This is a genomic window from Muricauda brasiliensis, from assembly GCF_003057865.1.
Classification (GTDB): domain Bacteria; phylum Bacteroidota; class Bacteroidia; order Flavobacteriales; family Flavobacteriaceae; genus Flagellimonas; species Flagellimonas chongwuensis.
This window is the reverse complement of record NZ_QBTW01000015.1, coordinates 91,179-115,828: the sequence shown is the minus strand read 5'-3', so window position 1 is coordinate 115,828 and position 24,650 is coordinate 91,179. Positions and strand designations below refer to the sequence as shown.

Here is a 24,650-nt window from a genome sequence, read left to right as displayed (position 1 = left end):
TAAGTTTTATACCTTCATGATCTCTGCTTCTTTAGCAGAGAGAATGGCATCCACCTTGTTGCTGTATGTATTGGTGAGTTCTTGGACATCTACCTCGGCGTTGCTCAGCAGGTCTTCGGAAATATCCAGTGCTTTCAATTCTTTATTTGCCTCTTGTCTAGCACTTCGTATACTTACTTTGGCATCTTCGGCTTCACCTTTTGCTTGCTTTGCCAATTGTATCCTTCGCTCTTCCGTTAACGGAGGAACGTTAATGATTATGGTTTCTCCATTGTTCATTGGGTTGAATCCCAAATTAGCATTCATGATGGCGGTCTCTATTTCACCCAATAGATTTTTTTCCCAGGGTTGAACTGATAGTGTGCGCGCATCGGGGGTATTGATGTTGGATACTTGGGAAAGTGGTGTCTGGGAACCGTAGTAGTCTACCATTACCGTAGAAAGCATGATGGGGCTTGCTTTACCTGCCCTAATCTTGGTCAATGCCTTTTGCAAGTGCTCAATACTTGCTTCCATACTTTCTTTTGTGCTATCAAGAATAAATTTTACTTCTTCGTCCATAACTTTCAAATTTATAAAATTGAAACCAAAGTATATGTCAACTTATACGTTGACCACTGTTCCTATATTTTCTCCAGATACTAGTTTCATTAAGTTGCCTTGTGTGTTCATGTCGAATACAACAATTGGCAGTTCATTTTCCTGGCTCAAGGTAAATGCCGTGGTGTCCATCACCTTAAGTCCTTTGGAAAGTACTTCGTTAAAGGAAATGGAATCGAACTTGGTGGCGTTCTTGTCCTTTTCAGGATCAGAAGTGTAAATGCCATCTACGCGGGTTCCCTTTAAGATAACATCTGCCTTAATTTCGATGGCCCTTAAAACGGCGGCTGAATCCGTAGTGAAGTAAGGGTTTCCCGTTCCACCGCCAAAGATTACCACTCTTCCTTTCTCTAGGTGACGAATTGCTCTTCTTCTGATAAAAGGTTCGGCCACCTCATTGATTTTGATGGCAGATTGTAATCGGGTCTGAACTCCCTTGAGTTCCAATGCGCTTTGTAGGGCAAGACCGTTGATTACTGTTGCAAGCATTCCCATGTGGTCTCCTTGAACGCGGTCCATTCCTTGACTGGCACCGGCCAGACCTCTAAAAATGTTCCCTCCACCTATAACTATGGCGACTTCAACACCCTTTTCGATTACAGCTTTTATTTCTTCGGCATATTCGTCCAATCGCTTGGCATCTATACCATATTGTTGTTCGCCCATAAGGGCTTCTCCACTTAGTTTTAATAAAATTCTTTTGTAATGCATTGAGAGTTTCTTGAAGTCCGGACAAAAATAATCAAAATTATTTATGGCAAATGAAGAATTGTGGGTTAGATCTGGGCATAAAAAAACCGCTTCGTAAGGGAAGCGGTTTTTTATATTATTCTGTTGGCGAATTAGCCTAGTGCAACTCTTGCAAAACCTGTAACTTCCAAGCTGGAATCCACAGATTTAACGTACTCAGCTACACTTTGCTTGCTGTCTTTAATGAAAGCTTGGTTCACCAAAGTGTTGTCTTTAAAGAAACGGTTCAATTTACCTTTTGCGATGTTGTCCAACATGGCTTCTGGCTTTCCTTCTTGACGCAATTGATCTTTGGCGATCTCGATTTCTTTGTCGATGATGGATTGATCAACGCCTTCTTCATTAAGTGCAACTGGGTTCATTGCGGCAGCTTGCATGGCTACGTCTTTTGCAGCTTCGGCAGCACCATCAACATTAGCGGACAATCCTACCAATGTAGCAATTTTGTTGCCAGCGTGAATGTATGAACCAACGAACGGAGCACTCAATTTGTCAAAGCTTCCGATTTCGATTTTTTCACCAATAACACCGGTTTGCTCTGTTAATTTTTCGGCAACGGTCATTCCTTCAAAAGAAGCAGCAAGGAAATCATCTTTGCTGTCAAAACCAAGGGCCAAATCAGCCAAATCGTTTGCAAGTTTTACAAAGCTATCGTTTTTGGCAACGAAGTCGGTCTCACAGTTAAGGGAGATTACAACTCCTTGAGTGTTGTCATCGTTCACTTTTGCGATGGCGGCACCTTCTGAAGATTCTCTGTCAGCTCTTTTAGCAGCGACTTTTTGACCTTTTTTTCTTAGGATTTCAATGGCTTGGTCAAAATCTCCATCAGCTTCGACCAAAGCTTTTTTACAATCCATCATACCAGCTCCAGTAGCCTTTCTTAATTTATTTACCTCTGCGGCAGTAATCTTTGCCATTTTGTTTTCTTTTAAAATTTTATGTAAAGTAAAACACTAAAAAAGTGTTTTTGTTTAGGACAATGTTAAATCAGTGGGTTTATTCAACTCCACCTTTTACGCTGTCTTGCCATTCTTTTAGTTCGTCCCATTCACCATCGGCAGCCATTTTTGCTTGTTTTGGCCAAGATGTTGGGTCAAGGTGAGCCAAAGTTGAGCTAGCTTCTGTCAAAGTTTCTTTGATGTCGTCAGCGTCAGTTTTTGCCAATTCAGCGTAAGTGGTTATTCCACTTTCTACCAAAGCCTCGGCAGCTTTGGGTCCTATGCCTTCAATTTTGGTAAGGTCATCTGCTTTTGCTTCTTTTTTAGGAGCGGCTTCAGCTTTTTTGGCCGGTTTTTCTTCAGTTGATTTTTTCTCCTTTTTTGGAGTGTCCTCGTCTTTATCTTTTCCACTGCCTTTTTCGCTCTTGCGCTCTTCCAAACCTTCGGCTACTGCACTGGTTACGGATTCCAAGATAGCTTCTATGGATTTACCGGCATCGTCGTTGGATGGGATGGCGTAATCAACATCACGAGGATCGGAGTTGGTATCCACCATTGCAAAAATCGGGATGTTCAATTTTTGGGCTTCTTTTACCGCAATGTGCTCACGCATAGTATCCACGATAAAAAGTGCACCTGGCAAACGGGTCATGTCCGCGATTGAACCCAAGTTTTTGTCCAACTTGGCACGAAGACGGTCAACTTGCAATCTTTCTTTTTTGGAAAGAGTGTTGAAGGTGCCGTCCTTCTTCATGCGGTCGATAGCTGCCATTTTCTTTACAGCTTTACGAATAGTCACAAAGTTGGTCAACATACCACCTGGCCATCTTTCTGTGATGTAAGGCATGTTTACTTTGGATACTTTGTCCGCAACAATGTCTTTTGCTTGTTTTTTTGTAGCTACGAAAAGGATTTTTCTTCCTGAAGCAGCAATTTTCTTAAGTGCCTCGTTGGCTTCCTCAAGTTTTGCAACCGTTTTGTACAGGTTGATTACGTGAATCCCGTTACGCTCCATGTAGATGTAGGGCGCCATGTTAGGGTTCCACTTTCTAGTAAGGTGTCCAAAATGCACACCTGCTTCCAGTAAGTCTTTTACTTCAATTTTACTTGCCATTTTTTGTACTTAGTTTACGTTCCGTTGTAAGTAGCAATGTACAGGTGGTCACAAATTTTGTTCGCCCTGTTCATTTAGATGCTAAACTAGTTTCCAAAAAGTCGATAATTTTATCCCTTTTGGAACAACGACAACTTTGGTTAAAAATTTAACCCTGAAACTTGGATATTTTCAGGGTTTTCAATGAACTTATATATAGTTGGGCTCGAGACCCAATGTATATTAACGTTTGGAGAATTGGAATTTCTTACGGGCTTTCTTCTGACCGAATTTCTTTCTTTCCACCATTCTTGGGTCTCTTGTCAACAGACCTTCTGGTTTAAGAACGCTTCTGTTTTCCGCATCTATTTCGCACATTGCTCTGGACAAAGCCAGGCGAACTGCCTCTGCCTGACCTGTGATGCCACCACCGTAAACATTTACTTTTACGTCATAGTTTCCTTCGGTCTCAGTTAAAGTAAAAGGTTGTTTTACTTTGTACTGCAATGTACCTGTGGTAAAGTAATCGTTAAGGTCTCTCTTGTTTACTGTGATGTTTCCAGAACCTTCGGAAACATAAACTCTGGCCACAGCTGTTTTTCTTCTGCCTATCTTATGAACCACTTCCATTATTTGTAGTCGTTTAAGTTTATTGCTTTTGGTTTTTGAGCCTCTTGCCCGTGCTCTACACCGGCATATACCTTAAGGTTTCTAAAAAGGTCGGCCCCAAGTTTGTTCTTTGGAAGCATTCCTTTTACAGAGTTCTCAATGATGCGCTCTGGGTGTTTTTCCAATACTTCTTTCGCAGAAGCGGAACGTTGTCCACCTGGATAACCAGTATATCTTTGATATTCCTTCTCGTCCCACTTGTTTCCGGTCATGTCGATTTTCTCAGCATTGATGACAATCACATTGTCTCCACAATCAACATGAGGGGTAAAGTTGGTCTTATATTTCCCTCTAAGTATTTTGGCTACTTTAGACGCCAATCTTCCTAAGGTCTGTCCTTCAGCATCAACCAATAACCATTGCTTGTCAACAGTAGATTTATTGGCGGAAATAGTTTTATAACTTAATGTATCCACTTCTCGAATATTATTGATTTAAATAACCTATCCCGATTAACGGGCTGCAAATGTACAATTATTAGATTGAATTACAAACGGTTGATCGGTAATATTTTTTTACTTTTTTCAAATTCAATCTTCTTCGGTAGAAATCAGTCTAAATATAGTAGTATAAAATGTTAAAAAGAGTTAAAAAAATGCGTAACTGTAACTCTTCAGATTTTCTGTGGTCTTTGTTGTATCAATCAACCAAAAAACGAACACGTGAGAAACGCAGCGCTGGTTTTCCTGACCCTATTCCTCATTTTTTCCCTACAAGCACAAGATTCAACCGAAGTCATCATCAAAAAGAAGTATACTACCCAATCTTTGGGCGCTTATGCGGCGCCAACTATTAATGGTATATTGGAAGACGAGGCGTGGAACCTGGTTGAATGGGGCGGTGACTATATTGAGTGGCAGCCCGATGAGAATACTCCGCCCTCGTATCAAACCCAATTTAAGATACTTTACGACAGCAAGAACCTATATATAGGAGTACGCTGTTTTGATGATGAACCGGATAAAATCGTGAAACGGCTTTCTCGAAGAGATGGTTTTGATGGGGATTGGGTGGAGTTCAATATAGATAGCTATTTTGATAAACGCACTGCTTTTTCCTTTACGATTACCGCTGCAGGTGTAAAAGGAGATGAGTTTATCTCCAACAATGGCAACAATTGGGACCCCAGCTGGAATCCCATTTGGTATGCCAAGACCAACATTGATGCTAAAGGATGGACGGCCGAGCTTCGTATTCCGTTAAGTCAATTAAAATTTGGAAATGCTGAGGAACAGGTCTGGGGGCTACAGTCCACACGACGTTTTTTTAGGAACGAGGAGCGTTCCCTTTGGCAACGAAAACCAGTGGACCAGCCCGGTTGGGTGAGCGAGTTTGGAGAATTACATGGATTGAAGAATATTGAACCTCAAAAGCAGTTGGAAATCCAGCCCTATACCGTGGCCAAAACCGAAACTTACGAAGCCGAGGAAGGAAACCCTTTTAGGGATGGGAGCGAGAATAATATCACTGCCGGACTCGATGCCAAGATAGGAATCACCAATGACCTTACGTTGGATTTGACCGTCAACCCTGATTTTGGACAAGTGGATGCCGACCCTTCTGCCATTGCATTGGATGGTTTTCAAATATTTTTTCAGGAGCGTCGTCCCTTTTTTGTGGAGAACAAGAACATTTTTGATTTTAGTGTCTCCCAATCCGAAGCAGGCAATACCTTTGGGTCCGATAATATTTTTTATTCGCGTAGAATAGGCAGAAGCCCACAAGGGTACCCGGATACTTCAGATGATGAATTTGTGGACCAGCCCGATAACACTCCGATTATTGGTGCTGCCAAGTTTAGCGGAAAAACCAAGGATGGGTGGGCCATTGGCGTGCTGGAAAGTGTAACTGCGCAGCGGACGGCTACTATAATTAATGATGAAGGCGGTACCCGTAAAGAAATGGTGGAGCCACTGACCAACTATTTTGTGGGACGACTGCAAAAGGATTTCAACGAAAGAAATTCATATATAGGAGGGATTTTCACGGCGACCAACCGAGAGCAGATTCCTGAGCAGCTCAACTTTCTTCATGATGCAGCCTACACAGGCGGGTTGGATTTTAAACACCAATGGGCCAATCGTGATTGGTATGTTGGCGGAAATATAAATATGAGCCATGTTCGTGGTAGTGAAGAGGCTATAGCAAACACTCAAGAATCTATAACGCATTTGTTCGGAAGGGTAGGTGCCGACCACGTTGCCGTAGATACTACCCGAACATCATTGACAGGGACCGGGGGCAACATGCAAATAGGTAAGGTAGGGAACGGGCACTGGAAGTTTGAATCTGGGGCTACATGGCGTTCACCTGAATTGGAACTCAACGATATTGGCTTTCAACGCCAGGCCGATGATATCCGTCACTACACATGGATAGGGTACCAGACCCTAAAACCGGACAGTACCTTTAGGCGGGTAGGCATCAATTACAACCACTGGACCGCATGGGATTTTCAGGGCAACCATAATTATTTACAGTTCAACACCAACAGCTGGCAAAACTGGAAAAACAATTATCAATCCAACATTGGTTTCAATATAGCCCCTATTGAATATTCCAACTTCGCCTTGCGGGGCGGCCCTAGGTTAAGGCAGTCTCCATGGGTGAGTTTTTGGAATAACATCAGCACCGATTACCGGAAAAAATTACGTTTTTCCTTTTACCACCAAGGTAGAAAGGCATTGGACAATTCCATCAAGAATTATTACATGGAAGGAGGTTTTGTGTATCAGCCCATAAATGCCCTGCGGGTTTCTGTATTCCCTTCTTTGGACATCAATCATGATAAACTACAATTCATTGATAATTTTGATGATGTAAATGGCTCACCAAGATATCTGAATGGAAAAATAGATCAACGGACATTGAGTATGTCCGTTAGGCTGAACTACACCATCAACCCCAACCTGACCATTCAATATTGGGGGCAACCGTTTATTTCCCGTGGCCGCTATTCTGAATTTAAGCACATCACCGACCCTGTTGCTAAAGTTTTTGAGGATAGGTTTGTGCAGTACACATCAGAACAAACCAGTTTAACGGATGGCACTTATGCCATTGATGAAGATCTGGACGGGGTGACCGATTTTAGTTTTGATAACCCTGATTTTTCCTTTGTGCAGTTTCGCTCCAATTTGGTGATTCGATGGGAGTACATCCCTGGCTCTGAGATATTCTTGGTATGGTCGCAGGATGTATCGCGAAGCGGTGACCCGACGGCAGGTCTGCTGCCCGGTTTAGGTGACAATATTTTTGGGCAAAAACCACAAAACATTTTCTTATTGAAGGCGACCTATCGATTTGTATTGTAATTGTGACATCGAGCGCAGTCGAGACGTCTCATAAAGAAGTGTGATCATCTTCAATTATTTTTTTGAGTGCCGTAACCAAAGCTTCATTTGCCTCCTTGTCACCTATAGTGATTCGCACCTTACCGGGAGCACCAAATTGTGAAACAGGTCGAACCATGATTCCTTGTTCCATCATTTTATCTGTGAATTCCATTTCGGGTAATGGCGGATCAATAATGAAAAAATTGGCTTGACTTGGCCAATACTCGATACCCAATTCATCAAAAGCCTTGGAAACATATATTCTACCTTCCAAAACCGTTTTTACGGTTTTTTCAATGAATTCGGTGTCGTTTAAAGCTCCAATAGCAGCCTCAATAGAGGTTAATGGTAGTAAAAAAGGCTTGTGAATCAAGCGTACATAATTGGCAATGGTTGCCGTGGTATACCCGTACCCGATACGTTGGCCAGCCAATCCGTACGTTTTGGAAAAACTATTGAGCCCGATTACGTTATGACCTTCCAAGACATAGGGCAATGCAGTAACATAATCGTCAGCATCCGCAAAATGGCGGTACACTTCATCGAACACCACCACAATATCCTTGGGAACACGGGAAATAAAATCGTCCATGACCGGCTTGGGAATGTAAGTTCCCGTAGGATTGTTGGGACTGGTCAAGAAAATGATTTTGGTCTTCTCCGTGATGGCGTTCAAGATACTTTCCACATCCAAATCGTAGTTGGGAGCCAAGAGAGGCACATCGACTTGATGGGCGCCATACCATCTCGAAAAAACGGAGTAGGGCAGGAAGCAGGGGTTGGAAAAAATCACTTCGTCCCCTTCGTTGATAAAGGCCCGGAGTACTATATCAATGACCTCTGACCCGCTATTCCCACACAAAAATTGGTCGGTGGTCAATTGGACATCAAAATCTTTGACCAAAGCTTCCCGTAAACGAATATCGGTCTGGTCGGGGTAGATATCAATCTTTTCCAAAGCAGCTTTCATCGCGGCCACCGCCTTTGGCGATGCACCCAGTGGATTCTCGTTGGAGGATAGCTTATATATTTTTTTATCGGTCGGTGGAATGTTTTTTCCACCTTTATACACCTCTTTGGGTACTAAATGAGGTTTAAAAATGGATGTTATGTCGTTTTTCATTTTTTGATTTGACATCAAGTCAAGATTTTTATTAAATCCCTTCCACCGTATAATACTCGGATGATACGTACATATCCGCGCATCCTACGATAGAAAATTACGTGTGATTTATAGGGAAAACTGAACAATTCATTCCTGATTTCCTTTCTTTCTATTCCAATATTTGGATTTTTGGCTATCACTTCGAAGTGACTGTTCATGTCGATTAAATATTCAATGGCTTGGGGAGTCCCGAATTTGAGTTCACCATATTCGAAAATATCCTCGATATCATTATCTGCTTCTTGGGACAGAACGTAGTTGGCTGTCATCTATTCTTTTTTGCCGCAATGATTTGCTCCATTGTTCTAGGGCTGTCAGGTGCATTCCAACCTTTCTCTATCTCATTTCTAAGATCATTGATAACCTTGTCCCTATACACTTTATGCAAACGTAAAGCGTCGCGAATAACTTCGCTGTTGTTCTGATATTCTCCAGTCGCAACTTGTTGGGCAATATATTCTTCCTGTTTTTTTGTGAAACTGATGTTCATGGCAAACCTATTATTGATTCTTCAAAAATATATAAAATGTCCATATTTAGCAAAAATGGACATTTCTATACTACATATTTTCCCCAAACAATAAATAAGCCATCGCCTTTAACGTATCACCGCCATCTTCCAATAGTTGTTTGGCTAAGGTATGGAGTTCAGTTTTTGATTTATCTTGTATTCCCTCGGACTCAACAATTGTCTTAATGTCATTTGAGGAAGGCAATTGTTCCAAATTCCCCAACCTTCCCAGATTGTTTCCAGTGAGCACATCGCTTTCTCTAATGCCCTTGGGCAGAGCATCCACGCCAATGCCGTGGGTACGGATGGGCTTCGGAATCTCAAACAAGGATTCTTTAATGGCCCGGATATACCAATTGCCACCCATACGACCCACCAAATCCAATTTTTCGGTATCCAGTACATCATCTGTAAGGTACTCATCATTGATGTGAATCATATCTACTTGGGCGATAATCAAGTTTCCTGCTCCCGGAGTTTGGGCAATCTCAACCACTTCTAGAACGCTGCACTCGAAAGATACGGGAGCCTCGCCCACACGTGGCGGCTTAACTTTCACGCTGGGCACTTCGGTAAAACCTGCCTTCACAAATTCGTTCACGCCTTTGTCGTAGGCCGTGCTGGAGAGCGACATCTGCTCCGCCATTTTATGGTTCACTACATTAATGACCACTTCGGGCACTTCCACCACATTTTGATGGGTATGTTTTAAGGAATTGTCCCTGCCGCTTCGTGTCGGGGAAAATACCATCACAGGCGGATTGGAACTGAATACATTGAAAAAGCTGTACGGACTCAGGTTGACGTTGCCTTCGGCATCCACGGTGCTGGCAAAGCAAATGGGCCTGGGTGCCACCGCTGTCGATAGAATACTGTACAATTCGGGTTGAGGTATGGTAGTTGGGTCTAAGGTTTTGATCATTTAGATTGATTTTGTTTTGTCATATCGAGCGCAGTCGAGATATGGTTGAATTTCAGATGACATTTCAACTGCGCTCCATGTGACATCTGAAACTGTATTTATTCTTTAGCGGGAAGCACTTTGGTCGTCACTTCGCCAAATCCGACTCTAATATCGCCATTTTGAGCGTAACCTCGCATGGTTACCGTGTCACCATCTTCTATGAATTTTCGTTCACTGTCATCTTTTAGTTTGATAGGGTCAGAGCCTCCCCAAGACAATTCGAGCATGGAGCCAAAACTGTTTTCCTCTTTACCTGATATAGTTCCGGAGGCCATCATATCACCAATATTGATGTTGCACCCGTTTACCGTATGATGGGCCAGTTGCTGGGCCATGTTCCAGTACATATGTTTAAAATTGCTAAAGCAAACAGTGGTTTCTCCGCCTTGTTCCGGTTTGATGCCTACTTCCAAGTCGATATCATAATTCTTTTCTCCCTCATATTGAAGATAGGGAAGTACTTCGGGTTCCTGTTTGGGACCATTGGTCCTGAAAGGTTCCAAAGCTTCCAGCGTAACCACCCACGGTGAAATGGACGATGCAAAATTCTTGGCCAAGAACGGTCCTAGAGGTACATATTCCCACTTTTGAATATCGCGAGCCGACCAATCGTTGAACAATACCAATCCAAAAATATAATTTTCAGCATCTTTAGTAGATACAGATTCGCCCAATTGGGTTTCCCTTCCACAGATAAAACCCATTTCCAATTCAAAATCCAAACGTTTGGTGGGACCAAAAACTGGGGTATCCGCACCGTTGGCCATAGTCTGTCCTTTAGGGCGATGAATGGGTTGTCCACTGACAATAATGGAACTTGCCCTGCCGTGATACCCTACGGGAATATGTTTCCAATTGGGCAATAGGGCATGTTCGGGATCGCGGAACATTTTGCCCACATTGGTGGCGTGCTCCAAACTGGAATAAAAATCGGTGTAGTCCCCCACCGTGACGGGCATATGCATTTGGGCTTCCGATCTCTTCACAAAGAGTTCGGGCTTTCCTGCCAAAACAGATTCGTCATCCTTTAACCAATATTGAATCTTTTTGCGTACCCGTGAGGTGATTTCCTTCCCAAGGGAAATAAAGTCGTTTAAGGTATCCTTTTCCAGTAACGCCGTATTGAAGTCGAACACTTCCAATTCGGCGACAGCGGCCAAATCCAAAATATGTTCGCCAACGGCAACACCTACTCGCGGACTTCTATCCTTGGTGGAAAAAATCCCGAAGGGAATATTGTGAATTGAAAAATCTGAGTTTTCAGGTATTTCTATGATCATTGCATGTTGTTTGCATCATTCCTGCTCCTGCAAGAATCTATTTTTTGGTCATTTCGAACGAATGTGAGAAATCTGAATTTTAGATTTCTCAATCACTCTGCTCATTTCGAAATGACTTGTAAAACAATCAAATTTACTCCAACCACGATTTATAATACTTGCCATCATCAATTTTGAGGGCGTTTTCCGTAACCTGTAAAGGCTTGAAGGTGTCTATCATCACTGCCAATTCTTCTGTGCCCTTTTTGCCGATGCTTGCCTCGTAAGTGCCTGGGTGTGGCCCGTGCGGAATGCCCGCGGGGTGTAAAGAGATATGACCGGGCCCTATGCCTTTTCGGCTCATAAAATCACCGTCCACGTAATACAGTACTTCATCAGAATCAATATTGGAGTGATTGTAAGGTGCGGGAATGGATTTTGGATGATAATCATAAAGTCTTGGACAGAAGGAACACACCACAAACGCACCGGTCTCAAAAGTTTGATGTACTGGTGGCGGTTGATGCACGCGGCCCGTAATCGGTTCAAAATTATGAATTGAAAATCCATAAGGGAAATTATAACCATCCCAACCGACTACATCAAAAGGATGTGTGGCATAGACCAATTGGTGCAACATGCCCTGTTTTTTGATTTTCATCAAAAACTCTCCCTTTTCGTCAAAAGTTTGAAGGTCTTGTGGCAGCTTATAGTCCCGCTCGCAGAAAGGGGAGTGCTCCAACAGTTGTCCGAACCAGTTTCGATATCGTTTTGGAGTATAAATAGGGTGGAAAGACTCGGCATACAAAATGCGGTTGTCCTCCATGTCAAATTCGATTTGATAGATCATCCCGCGAGGAATGATGAGGTAGTCCCCGTATTCAAACGGAATATTTCCCAAAAAGGTTTTTAATGTTCCGGACCCTTTGTGGATAAAGAGCATTTCGTCCGCATCGGCATTTTTATAGAAATAGTCCGTAACCGATTTTTTTGGTGCCGCCAAACCTACATGAACGTCGTTGTTCGCTAAAAGCGTTTCTCGCGATTCCAAAAAGTCATCTTTGGGAGCTACATCAAAACCAATGAACTTGCGACTGGTAATATTTTTTTCTACCGCAATTTTGGGACTTACGTCCAAAGCCTTTCCAATTTCCTTGACCTGTGTTGGTCTATGAACATGGTAGGACAGTGAGGACATGCCATCAAATCCGATAGTGCCAAAAAGCTGCTCGTAATAGAGGCTGCCATCGGGTTTTTTGAATTGGGTATGCCTTTTTTGCGGAATTTTCCCGAGTTTATGATATATAGGCATTTTTTCTCAGTTTTGAGTTTAAAGTTATGAGTTATGAGTCTGAAATTCAATAACCCATAACTCATCACTCTTAACTATGATTAATGCAATGTGCCACGAAGCTCTTGCTCGCGCTCTATGGCTTCGAACAATGCTTTAAAGTTACCTTTTCCAAAGGATTGTGCGCCTTTTCTTTGGATAATTTCGAAGAACATGGTTGGTCTTGGTTCTACGGGCTTGGTAAAGATTTGTAACAGATACCCTTCGTCATCACGGTCTACCAAGATTCCCAATTCCTTTAACGGAGCAATGTCCTCATCGATTTCACCGACTCGGTCGGTTACCGCATCATAATAAGTTGCTGGAACCCTTAGAAACTCCACCCCACGACTTCTAAGGTCTCGAACGGTCTGGATGATGTCATCCGTGGCCACGGCAATGTGCTGAACGCCTTCATCTTCATAAAAATCCAAGTATTCTTCTACCTGTGATTTCTTTTGACCTTCGGCTGGCTCGTTAATAGGGAATTTGATTCTTCCGTTTCCGTTGCTCATCACCTTGCTCATCAAAGCGGTGTATTCGGTGGAAATGTCCTTGTCATCAAAAGAAAGGATGTTCTTGAACCCCAATACGTCTTCGTAGAACTTCACCCAATGGTCCATTTTGTTCCATCCTACATTGCCCACCATGTGGTCCACGAATTTTAGACCTGTTGGCTCTGGATTGTAGTCGGGTGTTTCCCATTTTTTAAATCCGGGAAGAAAAGTTCCGTTATAATCCTTGCGCTCTACAAAAATATGTACGGTTTCACCATAGGTGTAAATTCCAGCTCGGACTACTTTTCCATTTTTGTCTTCTTCAACCTTGGGTTCCATATACGATTTGGCGCCGCGTTCCATGGCATTGTTGTAGGCAACTGTAGCGTCATCCACCCAGAGGGCGACCACTTTGACACCGTCACCGTGCTTGTCGATATGCTTGCCTATTTCTGTTCCACTTTTTAAGGGTGAAGTAAGCACCAAACGGATTTTGTCCTGAACCACTACGTAGCTCTCCCTGTCTTTAAGTCCGGTTTCCAAACCGGCTTGCGCATAGGATTGGAATCCAAAGGCAGTTTTGTAAAAGTGTGCCGCTTGTTTGGAATTGCCTACATATAGTTCGATGTAGTCCGTTCCGTTTATGGGCATAAAATCTTCGGTAGTATTTACTCCCTTGGGAATAGTGGATGTTTCCATGATATCTATATTTTATTGTTTAGTTTAAATTATTGTTGCATCTACAACAAAAATAATAATTTTGGGATACCAAATTGATTTTGAAGGCTGAAAATTGAGTTAAAATTGACAGGACCATCTTTGTTGGACATAAAAAAATCTGATTCCCTATTTTTGTGACTATTCCAAATAAATAAATGCTCAGTCGTATCGATGAAATACAGGGAATGGGGTTCCATTTGGATTTGGTGCTCCGAAAAATTCAAAAGGCATATCTGCGAAAGTTCGATGAACTTGGGGTGGATACGACCATTGAGCAATGGGTGATTCTCTACCAGATATATCAAATGGGGGATGATGCCAGCCAGCGTGATATTGTAAATGAAAACTTTCGTAACCGTGCCACTACATCCCGTGTTATTGGCGGATTGGAAAAAAAAGGTTGGATTTCCAAGACCCGGTTTGATGGAGATCAAAAACGTTTTAAACTGGAACTGACCCCAAAAGGACACGAGATTCTTGACCTCACACTTCCCAGTGCATTGGCCTTAAGAAAATTGGCCGTAAAAGATGTGGATCCAACAGAATTTGAAATATTTTTAAAGGTCTTGGATAAAATTGGGGATAACTACGAAGAGGATCAACCCCAATAATCGAACACCAGTTTGATGATGGTCGCCAAACCGATGAGGAAGATAAAAATCAAACTGAGTTTGCGGAATTTTTCTTGGGGAATATAATGAAGTATCTTTTTTCCCAAATAGGTGCCAATCAATCCAATCGCGAACAAAAATGGCAGGTACATCAGCTCTTGCTTTCCTATGTAGCCATTCCCGTAGTAGACGAAGGTTCGGGAGAAATCAATCATAAAATCGATAAAAGCCGAGGTGGCGATAAAGGCACTTTTCTCCAAATTGAAGGCGGCCATGGTCAACCCTCGAATGGCACCGCCCGTCCCCAAAAGTCCTGCCGAGAAGCCTGATAGCGCACCTCCGATTATCGAGTTTTTTTTATTGGGCAGTACAATAATCTCACTTTTGATGAGGAACAACAAACTGAAAATAACAAGAAAAACACCCAATACAATTTCAAGGATAGCACTATCGGCTATTTTTGATAGAAACCCCCCAATAACGACAAATAGCACCGATGGAACACCGATATAGAGCAACAGTTTTTTGTCCAGCCCTTTTTTGAATAGAAATATTTTGCTGATGTTACTGGAGAGGTGAAATATGGCCGTCATGCCAAGAACCGAGTAAAAATCAAAATAAAAATTCCCTATCGGCACAAAAAACACCGAAGAGCCAAAGCCACCAATGGTCCCAACAATTTCCGCGACCAAGGCCAAGAGCAGAAAAATGTAATTGACTTTCATACCTCTGAAAGATAGCCTGGTAATTTATTTGAATACAGATTTTATGTCATTTTAACTAAAAATAATCTTAAAATTAGGTTTTTGGGTTAATGGAGCATATAAACTGGATAATCTATTGGACGTTAGGGTAGGAAAACTGCCGCAACTTTGTACCTGTATAACTTTTGATATACAATTGCTATGAAAAAGAATATGTTTTATCCAACAATATGGTCAACAGCACCTTACACCCCGAATGTCCTTGCCGATTGGTATGGTTCGGAGAACAAAGGCGCAGAGTTGATTTTGTCCAATGAGGCCGCAACAGCTTATCATGTTTCAGAAATGACATTGAATATTACCAGGTTTTCAGCAATAGATGAACAAGGTAAAGAACATTTTATAATAGATTTTCCCGGTCAAAACCCGGTAACGTTCAAGGGTATCGCATCTGGGAACTTTATACGTTCCAAGAGCGTTCTTTCCTTGCCCAAAGGTAAATACACTGCGTTTCGTTTTTATATGGCGCAATGGGGCAATAAATTTATTTACCAAGATGGGATGGAGGAATCCGCCAACACCTTTAACCGATTGGATTTTAATATCGAAGATGGTTTTGTTGTGGAGGAGAACAATGCACCCGAAGTTAAATTGTGGTTTGACTTTGCTCCCTACCAGTGGAAGCGACACTTTAAACCGCTTACGGATTTGTTTATTGGGAGCAAAAGTCAAAAACCACGATTGGCCAATAGTTTTGGCAATTGAATATCAATGCTATGAAGAAGAATGAAAAAGGCACCGATCGGTGCCTTTTTTAGTTTTATACCGTACTTTCTGCGGGAGTGCTATGATAAAAATTGCTCAAAATGGATTCCATTTCCTCCTTTCCTTCTACAATACGGCTTATTCTGTTCCACAGTTCATCATCGAGTAAAGGTCTAAGGGGTTGTTGCTGTTTGGTGATGTTCCCAAAGACTTTCTTGATTTTGTTGTCCCAGACCTTATAGTATTTTAATAGGTCATCGGGGTAAACAATTTTTCTGCGGGTTCCTTCATCGGCCGCCCGGAAAGGCAACGGAATGTTAAGGTAGCCATAATCGTCTGTCAATTGTTCTCCGGGTTGAATGTTCCGGATGGCTATTTCAAAATCGTAGGCCGTAGTGAGGCAGTTAGAGTTGAAGCTATGGTTAACATACCTGCCATTGTCCCAACAGAGAATGTAATTGCCCTTGTTGTTTCTAAATGTATAGGTATCTAGGATTTGTTGATAAATGGGCTCCATTTGTTGTAATTGCAGTGGAGAAAATTCTTGGTCCAACTTATCATGGACCCACGTAATGGTACCGGCTGGAATGAGCTTTGTAGCGACAACACCATAACCAATTTCATTACTGATAAATCTAAGTTCTGTATCTGGATGAATCATTATAAACCTTTTAAAAAGAGGATTGAAGGTATAAAATTGTTCGATTCGTTGATGGAAAATTTATCAGGTTAGAAATAATTGTCAATTAATTGATTATTAGAATTATATGATGTTGGTTTTCTAAGTTTATCCAATACCTCGTACACCGAAAAACTACGGGCAAACCGATACATTTCCCTACCGTTTGATTTAAGTATCACAACGGGCAAAGTAAAGACCATGGACTGTCCTGTAAATTCGATTTCCTCTTCAACATCAACTACCCGAATTTGGACTGCTGGGAAATTTTCTTGAACAGCCCCCAACAGTTTTGGTTTTAATACCTTACAGACACCGCAATGCTTACCAGTGAAGTAAATCAGTTCTACCATTTGGTGTTCTAATAGTCTGAATAATCGGTAGGGTAGAGGAACCACATATCTATATGCGACATATTATTTTTGTATTTGGGCATGGCGATCAATTCTTTCCATTCGGGAGCATTCACAAAGGCATCCCAGTGTTGATTTCTGGTTTCCATATCTGCATGAGTGGTCATGTACATTAGGTTGGGCATGTTGGCGCCCGAAAGTACTTCTCCGTAAAACACGGCCTGAAAGTCCAATCGGTCAAACAGCGGGATTTCGTCTCCGGCGTTGAACATATCTACCTTGTTGCGGTAGTATTTTTCTGTTGCGGACTCGTAACTCCGAAGTTCATAAACGCGTTCCGATCTGGGACTGTCCAAATCGGGCACCTCCATTTTGGGCATGTTGGGGAAGGCTTTCAGGATAATGGATTGGATGCGGGCGTATGGTGGATTGTCAAAATTGGCGTCAATGTAGGCAGTACCTGCCGTAGTGTATGTTGAATCTTTCAAAAGTTCGGTATCCAATTCTTGGAATTGCTCTAAGCTCTTAAAGGGTAGAAGAACAAAAGTTTTTTGAACCGTGTCCGTTTCTGAGATTCGGGATTTGAACACCCCGACTTTGTCGATACCCTGTTTTTTTACGGCGGGCATAAAGGCATTTTTCAAATATTCGTCCACGGTGGCTACTTGCTCTTCGGTGTCGAAGGAGTAGATTTTAATTTGATAAAACTCACGTTCGGATTGAGAATTCTCTATAGTTTCCGAGGATTCGGTGGTTTCTTCGGCCTCCGATGCCGGATTCTCACAGCTTGCAATGGCACCTAGGGCCAAAAGCAAAAGAAGTTGAATGGTTTTCATGTAGTGCAGTTGAGTTTGATGATGTTGAAATGTGTCGAAAAGGACGTTTCAAGATAGGAATTTATTTGATGAAATAATGTGCCTTCAACCTTTAAGGGAATTCTTTCCTTTTGAAGCCATGGCCAGAAGTCCAAGAATGGGGCCCAAGGCTAAAAGCATGTACGCCCAATTGGAACTTGTCGCAATTCTAAGCTCGTTGAGCAATTGAATACTTACTATGGTGATGGCAAACCCGATGCAGTTTACAATGGTTAGCGCCGTTCCTTTTATTTCCGCGGATGCGTTCTGAGCGACCAAAGTAGAAAACAGGGGCGAATCCGCTATTACCACCATGCCCCAAAACATTAGAAAAGCAATAAATAGGATTGTAGAGGGTTGACCAAATAGGAATGGGGAAACCAAACAACAGATACATGAAAGTAGGAGTGCCACAAAAGCCACTTTTTTGGTCCCGATTGATTGAGAGAGATATCCACTTAAAACACAGGCCAGACCACCAATTCCTATAATCAGGAAGGACAGCAATGGAATGTTGAACATGGTTTGCGGATGCAACAGGGCATAGGACTGCAACATGATCGGGACGAAAGCCCAAAAGGTGTACAATTCCCACATGTGTCCAAAATACCCGAAGGCCGCAGAACGAAACCTACTATTCTGAAACACTTTTAAAAAAGAAGATAATTGCACCTGTTGACCATGTTTACGATAGGGCCCATTCGGGACAAGGATGAGCATAAAGGTACCGCCCAAGATGGCAAGTGCTGAAGTAGCCATCAAAACGGCCTTCCATGAAAAGGTATGGGTCATTTCCTTTAATACATGTGGAAATGCAGTTCCGACCACTAAGGCGCCAACCAAAAACCCTAACGACTTTCCCAGACCTTTCTCAAAATGGTCTGCGGCAATCTTCATACCTACGGGGTAGATGCCCGCAAGGAAAAATCCAGTACAAAAACGGGAGATGAGTAAGCTTGTAATAGTATTTCCGTTCCAAATAGCCCCTAAATTAAAAAGTGCTCCTAAAATAGCACAACAAAGAAATACTTTGGATGGTGAAAATCTATCGGCTATAGATAGAACTGCGAAGATAAGCGTGCCAACGATAAACCCGAACTGTACCGCTGAGGTTAAATGTCCCACAGCGCCATCACTTAATCCAAATGTGACCACCAAATCGCTTATGACCCCATTGCCGGCAAACCAAAGCGAAGTGCAGCAAAACTGAGATACCACGATGATGGGGAGGATGAGTTTGGAGGGTTTCACTTTGACTTCTTAATTGAATATATGATTTAAGAAATGGTCTTACGATTTTCTTGGAATTGAGAAACCTTAGTTTTAGCAATCTAGTTCATAGATGAGACTATTTAATTTCTGAAATGGCCTCCCTCACTTCCAGCATGTCCGGTTGATGCTCTTCACAATTTTGTACAGCAGTTAGCAACTTGTCTCCAATAAATTCATTATAGTCTTTACAGGATTTGAAAATATTGAATTCAGTATTTTTAAAGTCCCATACTATTCCTTTTCCGTTAATTAATTCTGGGTAAATTGTTCCTCCCGCAGCACCGAGGTTAGCAGCAGCACCTGCAGCCCATTTGTTTTCTAACTCCGCCTCGGTGTATAGATAATTTTCACCACCCATAATAGTTCTAACAAATGAATTTGCTTGGTTTGAACTTTGAGCTTTATCTTCTTTATTCCGATTCTTTAAAATTGCTTTGATTTGAAAATATAGTCCACCTTCAAATGAAATTGCAAATGCATTCTTAATTTTTTTAGAATTACTTCTGTCAAAAAAATAACAGTTGTGTACTTTCATTATTTTGGGAAGTTCTTCTCTGCCATATAAACTAACAGGATAAACTTTGGTAGTTGGACTTGGAGTCTTTTTTATGAAATCTTCTTTAGTTAAATAGATTCCTTCAGGATAGTCCGAAATGTAAGGAGTACTTTCTTGAAATCCCATTTTATGGGAGTTTTGTCCGAATACGTTTGCACTCAAAAACAAAATTGATAAAAGGATTTTTTTCATAACTCTAAGAGCTTTTTTGTAAAAGTATTTCTTAATTAGTCCAAGGCTCAGTGAGCCTCCAGCCAATTCTCACCAATACCTACTTCCACATCCAACGGCACGGATAGCTCGTAGGCGTGTTCCATTTCGGTTTTAATGAGTTCCTTCATTTCTTCCAGTTCAGGTTTGTAGCAATCGAACACCAATTCATCATGCACCTGCAGCAACATTTTTGTTTTGTATTTGCCTTCTTCCAGTTTTTTATGGATGTTGATCATCGCAATTTTAATAATGTCCGCCGCACTCCCTTGGATGGGGGCGTTCACCGCATTGCGTTCGGCCGCGCCTCGTACCACTTGGTTCCCAGCATTAATATCTTTTAGATATCTACGGCGGCCCAATACTGTTTGCACATAGCCGTTATCGCGGGCAAAATCCACAAGTTCGCTCATGTAATTGCGCAACTTCGGGTAGGTTTTGTAATATGTATCAATAAGTTCCTTGGCCTCGGCACGGCTCAAATCTGTTTGGTTGCTCAATCCAAAAGCCGATACCCCGTAAATAATTCCGAAGTTCACTGTTTTGGCATTGCTACGCTGCTCGCGGGTCACTTCATCTATCGGTACGTTAAATACCCTGGAAGCGGTGGAAGCATGAATGTCCTCTCCATTTTTAAAAGCAGAGATCATTGTGTCCTCTTCGCTCAATGCAGCGATGATTCGCAACTCGATCTGAGAGTAATCCGCAGCCAGTAATATGTAATTTTCATCACGAGGGATGAACGCTTTTCGCACTTGGCGTCCGCGCTCGGTTCGGATAGGTATGTTCTGAAGGTTTGGATTGTTGCTGCTCAAACGGCCCGTTGCGGCTACGGTCTGCATGTAATCCGTATGAACCCGTCCTGTTTTTTTTTGGACTTCGTTCGGCAACGCATCCACGTAGGTACTCTTTAGTTTGGCCAATCCCCGGTAATCCAACACATTTTGAATGATAGGATGATCTTTTGCCAAATAGGACAGCACATCTTCCGATGTGGAAAACTGACCGGTTTTGGTCTTTTTGGGTTTGTCCACCAGCTTTAGTTTGCCAAAGAGGATATCGCCCAATTGTTTGGGTGAAGCTATATTGAATTCTTCACCGGCATCTTCGTAGATTTTCTTTTCCAGTTCGGCAATGTCGGTTTCAAGCGCCGTGGATAGGTCTTTTAGATAAGTTTCGTTCAAATTGATACCTTCCAGTTCCATGTCCGCCAATACGCGAAGCAAAGGAATCTCGATATCGGAGAACAGCTTGTCGGTATGTGCATCTTTGAGTTCCGGGGTGAATTTTAGGCCAAGTTGGAAAGTGACATCCGCATCTTCCACGGCATACTCGGTCTGTTTTTCCAATGGAACATCGCGCATACTGAGTTGGTTCTTGCCTTTTTTGCCTATGAGTTCGGTGATGGAAATGGGTGTGTAATTGAGATAAGTCTCGGAAAGCACATCCATATTGTGCCGCATATCCGGGTTGATAAGGTAGTGGGCCAACATGGTATCGAACAGTTTGCCCTTGACCTCCACACCATAGTTTTTCATCACTTTGATGTCGTACTTTAAGTTTTGGCCCACTTTTTCAATATTTTCCGATTCAAAGAATGGACGTAGTTTTTCAATCAAGGGTTGTGCATCGTTCCTGTTGTCCGGAAAGGGTACATAAAAACCTTTGCCGGGAGACCAGCTAAACGCAATTCCTACCAACTCGGCCTCCAACGGATTGAGGGAGGTGGTCTCCGTATCAAAACATACCGATGACTGTTTCATCAACATGTCCAAAAAGAGCTCCATACCCAATCCATTTTTTACATTCTGATAAAAATGGGGAACGTCACCAATCGTCATACGGCTATTCACATCCTTAAGGGTTGCTGCGGCCTCGGTAGGGTCGCCGCCAAATAAGGTAAATTGACCGCTTCCGGCCACTTGAGCTTCCTCTTTGGCCGTTTTTGTACTGGTGACTTGTGTAGGGGTTTCGGCCTCTTCGGTAAATAGTTTGATGAATTGGTCTTTCAATCTACGAAATTCAAGCTCCTCAAAAATCTCTTGAACTTTTTCTGCATCGGGCGGACACATTTCGTAATCTTCCGCATGGAACTGAACATCACAATCAATTTTGATTTCGGCCAATTTTCTGGACAATCTTCCCAACTCGGCATTCTCTTCTACTTTCTCCTTCATCTTGCCTTTAAGCTGGTCGGTATTGGCCAACAAACCTTCCATGGAATCGAACTGCTCAATAAATTTTTTAGCCGTTTTATCACCAACACCGGGCAAGCCTGGAATGTTATCACTGGCATCGCCCATCATCCCCAAGTAATCGATTACCTGTTCGGGGCGCTTAACGCCAAAACGTTTTTGTACTTCAGGTATGCCCCAGATTTCGATACCGTTGCCCATTCTTGCGGGGCGATACATAAAAATGTTTTCGCTTACCAACTGTCCAAAATCCTTATCGGGCGTCACCATAAAAACTTTATAGTTTTCCTTTTCGGCCTGTTTGGCGACCGTTCCGATGAGGTCGTCGGCTTCGTAGCCTTCCAATTCCACGATTGGAATCTTCATGGCCTGTAAAATTTGTTGGATATAGGGCACGGCGATACGGATGGCATCGGGCGTTTCGTCACGGTTCGCTTTATAGTCCTCGAACATTTCGGTACGCTCCACACTTCCTCCTTTATCAAAGGCAACGGCCAAATGGTCGGGCTGCTCGCGTTTGATCACATCAAAAAGAGAGTTCATAAACCCCATGATCGCGGAAGTATCCATTCCCTTGGAGTTTATCCTTGGGTTTTTGATTAGTGCGTAGTAACCACGAAAAATAAGCGCGTAGGCGTCTAGTAGGAATAGTCTTTTTTGGTCAGACATTTTATTTTTTTTTGAAGTATAAAATTAGAAGTACGAATTTTTAAATGTACGAATTGCGATTAAAAGATGCGGGAATTGAGATATCAGATTTCAGAAAAGGGAAATAGGAGCCGAGATAGTTGAAACAAGCCGTCCTGCTTCTTGAATCTAACAGCGAAGCGGTCTTGGGTCTAAGGCCTATCCATAAAAGCTTGTCACCTCACGATTGTGGTGACCATTATCCGAATACTCTCGATACGTAAATCCGGGATGTACACAATAACCACCGGTCTCTCCATTTTTGTTGATGGCCAAGAACCCAATCTGGAAATCTTTTCTGCCCTCATTTTTTTTCATGATGCGCTTAACACCTTCCTCACAGGCTTCTTGTGGACTTTTTCCCTGACGCATGAGTTCCACAATCAAAAAACTGCCTACCGTACGGATGACTTCCTCGCCAACACCGGTAGCAGTAGCGCCCCCCACTTCATTGTCGATAAACAGTCCTGCACCGATAATAGGGGAGTCCCCGACACGACCGGCAACTTTGTAGGCCATGCCGCTTGTGGTACACGCACCAGCAATATCGCCATTGTCATCAATGGCCAACATGCCAATGGTATCATGGTTTTCAATGTTGATGGTGGTCTCATATTTAGAGGTTTTTAACCACTCTTCGTATTGCTTTCTTGTGCTTTCGGTAAATAGGTCCTCTTTCTTAAAACCCTGTTCATAAGCAAATTTCTCAGCACCCTTGCCCGCTAAAATAATGTGTGGGGTTTCTTCCATCACCTTTCGTGCCACGGAAACCGGATGGGCTATATTTTCCATACAGACCACCGACCCGCAATTACCGTCCTTGTCCATAATGCAGGCATCCAAGGTCACATTGCCATCGCGGTCCGGGCGCCCACCCTTGCCTACCGTTTCATTGGTTTCGTCAGCTTCCTCGACCCTAACCCCTTGCTCTACGGCATCCAGTGCATTTCCCCCTGATTTTAAGACTTCCCATGCCTTTTCGGAAGCGTTGAAAAAATTCCAAGTACATACCACAATAGGCTTTATCGCTGTTGGTTTTGGAATTGTGGTAGCCGGTGCTACTTCTGGCTTAGGTTCCGTTTTACAAGACACTAATGTGGTGGCGGAAACAAGCCCTGCAGCGGACAGACTTGAATTTTTAAGGAATTTGCGTCGTTCCATGAGTTGGTATGTTTAATTTTAGGGGTTATAAATATACAATATGCTGGTAGAAGTTTGTGCCAATTCCTTGGAATCGGCAAAGAATGCGGAGAGGGCGGGAGCGGATAGGATTGAACTTTGTTCGGAACTTGGTGTTGGGGGTATAACTCCATCTGCCGGGTTGATTCAATTGGTGACAAGGGAATTGTCCATTCCCGTTCATGTTTTGATACGGCCAAGAGGTGGACATTTTACCTATTCCGAAACCGAATTTGAAGTGATGAAGGCAGATATTTTGGCTTGCAAGAATTTGGGAGTGCATGGTATTGTTTCCGGAATTTTGATGAAGGATTTCTCCGTGGATGTTGAAAGAACAAAAGTTTTGGTGGAGTTGGCAAAACCGATGCATTTCACGTTTCACCGAGCATTTGATTGGGTGGCCGAACCTTTGGAAGCCATCCAACAGCTTGAAGCGATGGGAGTGCAGACCATTTTAACATCGGGTGGGGAGGCCTCGGCGGAGAACGGAATCAAAAAATTGGCAACTTGGCAAAAAGAAACATCCATGACGATTATGGCCGGGGGGGGAGTGTCGCCCAATAATGCATCAAAATTTAAACAAATTGGCCTACAAGCCATTCATTGTTCTGGAACCTCGTTTGGAAACCGAGTGGATTTGGAAGGCAAAATCAGCATGAACTCCGCCAAACATTTAGTGGAAGATGAGGTGGCTGTTTCGAATTTGAAAACACTGACCTCCACTGTTCACGCCGTTAAATAATATTAAAAGCTA

General features: G+C 42.6%; 25 protein-coding genes. 4 read left to right on the top strand and 21 right to left on the bottom strand.

The features are described 5' to 3' along the window. Positions 1-6: 6 nt before the first annotated feature. From frr to rplM, 6 genes are all read right to left on the bottom strand, one after another. Positions 7-561 (bottom strand): ribosome recycling factor, encoded by a 555-nt coding sequence (gene frr, locus DCK90_RS11425; protein ID WP_108246346.1) that lies wholly within the window; start codon positions 559-561, stop codon positions 7-9. A 42-nt stretch (positions 562-603) separates the two neighbouring features. Further along, positions 604-1,311, bottom strand: a complete 708-nt coding sequence (gene pyrH / locus DCK90_RS11420; RefSeq protein ID WP_108246345.1) for a UMP kinase — start codon at positions 1,309-1,311, stop codon at positions 604-606. Between the two features lie 131 nt (positions 1,312-1,442). Next, positions 1,443-2,267 (bottom strand): translation elongation factor Ts, encoded by an 825-nt coding sequence (tsf, locus tag DCK90_RS11415; RefSeq protein WP_108246344.1) that lies wholly within the window; start codon positions 2,265-2,267, stop codon positions 1,443-1,445. A gap of 79 nt (positions 2,268-2,346) precedes the next feature. After that, the gene (gene rpsB / locus DCK90_RS11410) at positions 2,347-3,402 is read right to left on the bottom strand and encodes a 30S ribosomal protein S2 (protein WP_108246343.1); all 1,056 of its coding nucleotides are present in this window, start codon (positions 3,400-3,402) and stop codon (positions 2,347-2,349) included. Between the two features lie 222 nt (positions 3,403-3,624). Next, positions 3,625-4,011 carry a 30S ribosomal protein S9 gene (gene rpsI / locus DCK90_RS11405; protein WP_108246342.1) on the bottom strand — a complete coding sequence of 129 codons (387 nt, stop codon included), beginning with the start codon at positions 4,009-4,011 and terminating at the stop codon, positions 3,625-3,627. After that, positions 4,011-4,466: a 50S ribosomal protein L13 gene (gene rplM / locus DCK90_RS11400; RefSeq protein WP_108246341.1), complete on the bottom strand. Its 456-nt coding sequence runs from the start codon at positions 4,464-4,466 to the stop codon at positions 4,011-4,013. The genes rpsI and rplM overlap by 1 nt, the downstream gene beginning before the upstream one ends. 246 nt (positions 4,467-4,712) lie before the next feature. Here rplM and DCK90_RS11395 point away from each other — a divergent pair, with 246 nt between their 5' ends. Further along, complete coding sequence (locus DCK90_RS11395; protein WP_108246340.1) at positions 4,713-7,364, top strand: DUF5916 domain-containing protein; 2,652 nt, start codon at positions 4,713-4,715, stop codon at positions 7,362-7,364. Positions 7,365-7,392: 28 nt separating this feature from the next. On the opposite strand, the gene DCK90_RS11390 is transcribed toward DCK90_RS11395, so the two are convergent. The 7 genes from DCK90_RS11390 to hppD form a co-directional block, all read right to left on the bottom strand. Further along, a complete protein-coding gene (locus DCK90_RS11390) occupies positions 7,393-8,508 on the bottom strand; it encodes a pyridoxal phosphate-dependent aminotransferase (RefSeq protein WP_108246448.1) in 1,116 nt (371 codons plus the stop codon). A 14-nt stretch (positions 8,509-8,522) separates the two neighbouring features. Next, positions 8,523-8,819, bottom strand: coding sequence for a type II toxin-antitoxin system RelE/ParE family toxin (locus tag DCK90_RS11385; protein WP_108246339.1), 297 nt, complete (start codon positions 8,817-8,819; stop codon positions 8,523-8,525). Continuing rightward, positions 8,816-9,040 carry a type II toxin-antitoxin system ParD family antitoxin gene (locus DCK90_RS11380; protein WP_108246338.1) on the bottom strand — a complete coding sequence of 75 codons (225 nt, stop codon included), beginning with the start codon at positions 9,038-9,040 and terminating at the stop codon, positions 8,816-8,818. Before DCK90_RS11380 ends, DCK90_RS11385 begins: the two co-directional genes overlap by 4 nt. Positions 9,041-9,110: 70 nt before the next feature. After that, positions 9,111-9,983: a flavin reductase family protein gene (locus tag DCK90_RS11375; RefSeq protein WP_108246337.1), complete on the bottom strand. Its 873-nt coding sequence runs from the start codon at positions 9,981-9,983 to the stop codon at positions 9,111-9,113. 98 nt (positions 9,984-10,081) lie between these two features. After that, positions 10,082-11,305 (bottom strand): fumarylacetoacetase, encoded by a 1,224-nt coding sequence (gene fahA, locus DCK90_RS11370; protein WP_108246336.1) that lies wholly within the window; start codon positions 11,303-11,305, stop codon positions 10,082-10,084. 133 nt (positions 11,306-11,438) lie between these two features. Next, the gene (locus DCK90_RS11365) at positions 11,439-12,596 is read right to left on the bottom strand and encodes a homogentisate 1,2-dioxygenase (protein ID WP_108246335.1); all 1,158 of its coding nucleotides are present in this window, start codon (positions 12,594-12,596) and stop codon (positions 11,439-11,441) included. An 80-nt stretch (positions 12,597-12,676) separates the two neighbouring features. Continuing rightward, positions 12,677-13,810, bottom strand: coding sequence for a 4-hydroxyphenylpyruvate dioxygenase (gene hppD / locus DCK90_RS11360; RefSeq protein WP_108246334.1), 1,134 nt, complete (start codon positions 13,808-13,810; stop codon positions 12,677-12,679). Positions 13,811-13,986: 176 nt separating this feature from the next. Here hppD and DCK90_RS11355 point away from each other — a divergent pair, with 176 nt between their 5' ends. Then, complete coding sequence (locus DCK90_RS11355) at positions 13,987-14,442, top strand: MarR family winged helix-turn-helix transcriptional regulator (protein ID WP_108246333.1); 456 nt, start codon at positions 13,987-13,989, stop codon at positions 14,440-14,442. On the opposite strand, the gene DCK90_RS11350 is transcribed toward DCK90_RS11355, so the two are convergent. Next, complete coding sequence (locus tag DCK90_RS11350) at positions 14,430-15,167, bottom strand: sulfite exporter TauE/SafE family protein (protein ID WP_108246332.1); 738 nt, start codon at positions 15,165-15,167, stop codon at positions 14,430-14,432. The genes DCK90_RS11355 and DCK90_RS11350 overlap by 13 nt on opposite strands. Before the next feature lie 180 nt (positions 15,168-15,347). Between DCK90_RS11350 and DCK90_RS11345 the strand changes: the two genes are divergently transcribed. Continuing rightward, the gene (locus DCK90_RS11345; protein WP_108246331.1) at positions 15,348-15,911 is read left to right on the top strand and encodes a hypothetical protein; all 564 of its coding nucleotides are present in this window, start codon (positions 15,348-15,350) and stop codon (positions 15,909-15,911) included. Between the two features lie 55 nt (positions 15,912-15,966). On the opposite strand, the gene DCK90_RS11340 is transcribed toward DCK90_RS11345, so the two are convergent. The 7 genes from DCK90_RS11340 to DCK90_RS11310 all read right to left on the bottom strand — a co-directional run bounded on the left by DCK90_RS11340 (position 15,967) and on the right by DCK90_RS11310 (position 23,878). Beyond that, on the bottom strand, positions 15,967-16,572 hold the full coding sequence (locus DCK90_RS11340) for an SET domain-containing protein (RefSeq protein ID WP_108246330.1): 606 nt from the start codon (positions 16,570-16,572) through the stop codon (positions 15,967-15,969). A 68-nt stretch (positions 16,573-16,640) separates the two neighbouring features. Then, a complete protein-coding gene (locus tag DCK90_RS11335) occupies positions 16,641-16,943 on the bottom strand; it encodes a thioredoxin family protein (protein ID WP_108246329.1) in 303 nt (100 codons plus the stop codon). 8 nt (positions 16,944-16,951) lie between these two features. Then, positions 16,952-17,779 carry an NIPSNAP family protein gene (locus DCK90_RS11330; protein ID WP_108246328.1) on the bottom strand — a complete coding sequence of 276 codons (828 nt, stop codon included), beginning with the start codon at positions 17,777-17,779 and terminating at the stop codon, positions 16,952-16,954. Positions 17,780-17,863: 84 nt separating this feature from the next. Next, the gene (locus DCK90_RS11325; RefSeq protein ID WP_108246327.1) at positions 17,864-19,048 is read right to left on the bottom strand and encodes an MFS transporter; all 1,185 of its coding nucleotides are present in this window, start codon (positions 19,046-19,048) and stop codon (positions 17,864-17,866) included. Positions 19,049-19,145: 97 nt separating this feature from the next. Continuing rightward, a complete protein-coding gene (locus DCK90_RS11320) occupies positions 19,146-19,817 on the bottom strand; it encodes a hypothetical protein (protein WP_108246326.1) in 672 nt (223 codons plus the stop codon). A 47-nt stretch (positions 19,818-19,864) separates the two neighbouring features. Next, complete coding sequence (gene polA / locus DCK90_RS11315; RefSeq protein WP_108246325.1) at positions 19,865-22,699, bottom strand: DNA polymerase I; 2,835 nt, start codon at positions 22,697-22,699, stop codon at positions 19,865-19,867. Between the two features lie 177 nt (positions 22,700-22,876). Then, on the bottom strand, positions 22,877-23,878 hold the full coding sequence (locus DCK90_RS11310) for an isoaspartyl peptidase/L-asparaginase family protein (protein ID WP_108246324.1): 1,002 nt from the start codon (positions 23,876-23,878) through the stop codon (positions 22,877-22,879). Between the two features lie 40 nt (positions 23,879-23,918). Here DCK90_RS11310 and DCK90_RS11305 point away from each other — a divergent pair, with 40 nt between their 5' ends. Next, positions 23,919-24,638 (top strand): copper homeostasis protein CutC, encoded by a 720-nt coding sequence (locus tag DCK90_RS11305; RefSeq protein ID WP_108246323.1) that lies wholly within the window; start codon positions 23,919-23,921, stop codon positions 24,636-24,638. The last annotated feature ends 12 nt before the right edge of the window (positions 24,639-24,650 follow it).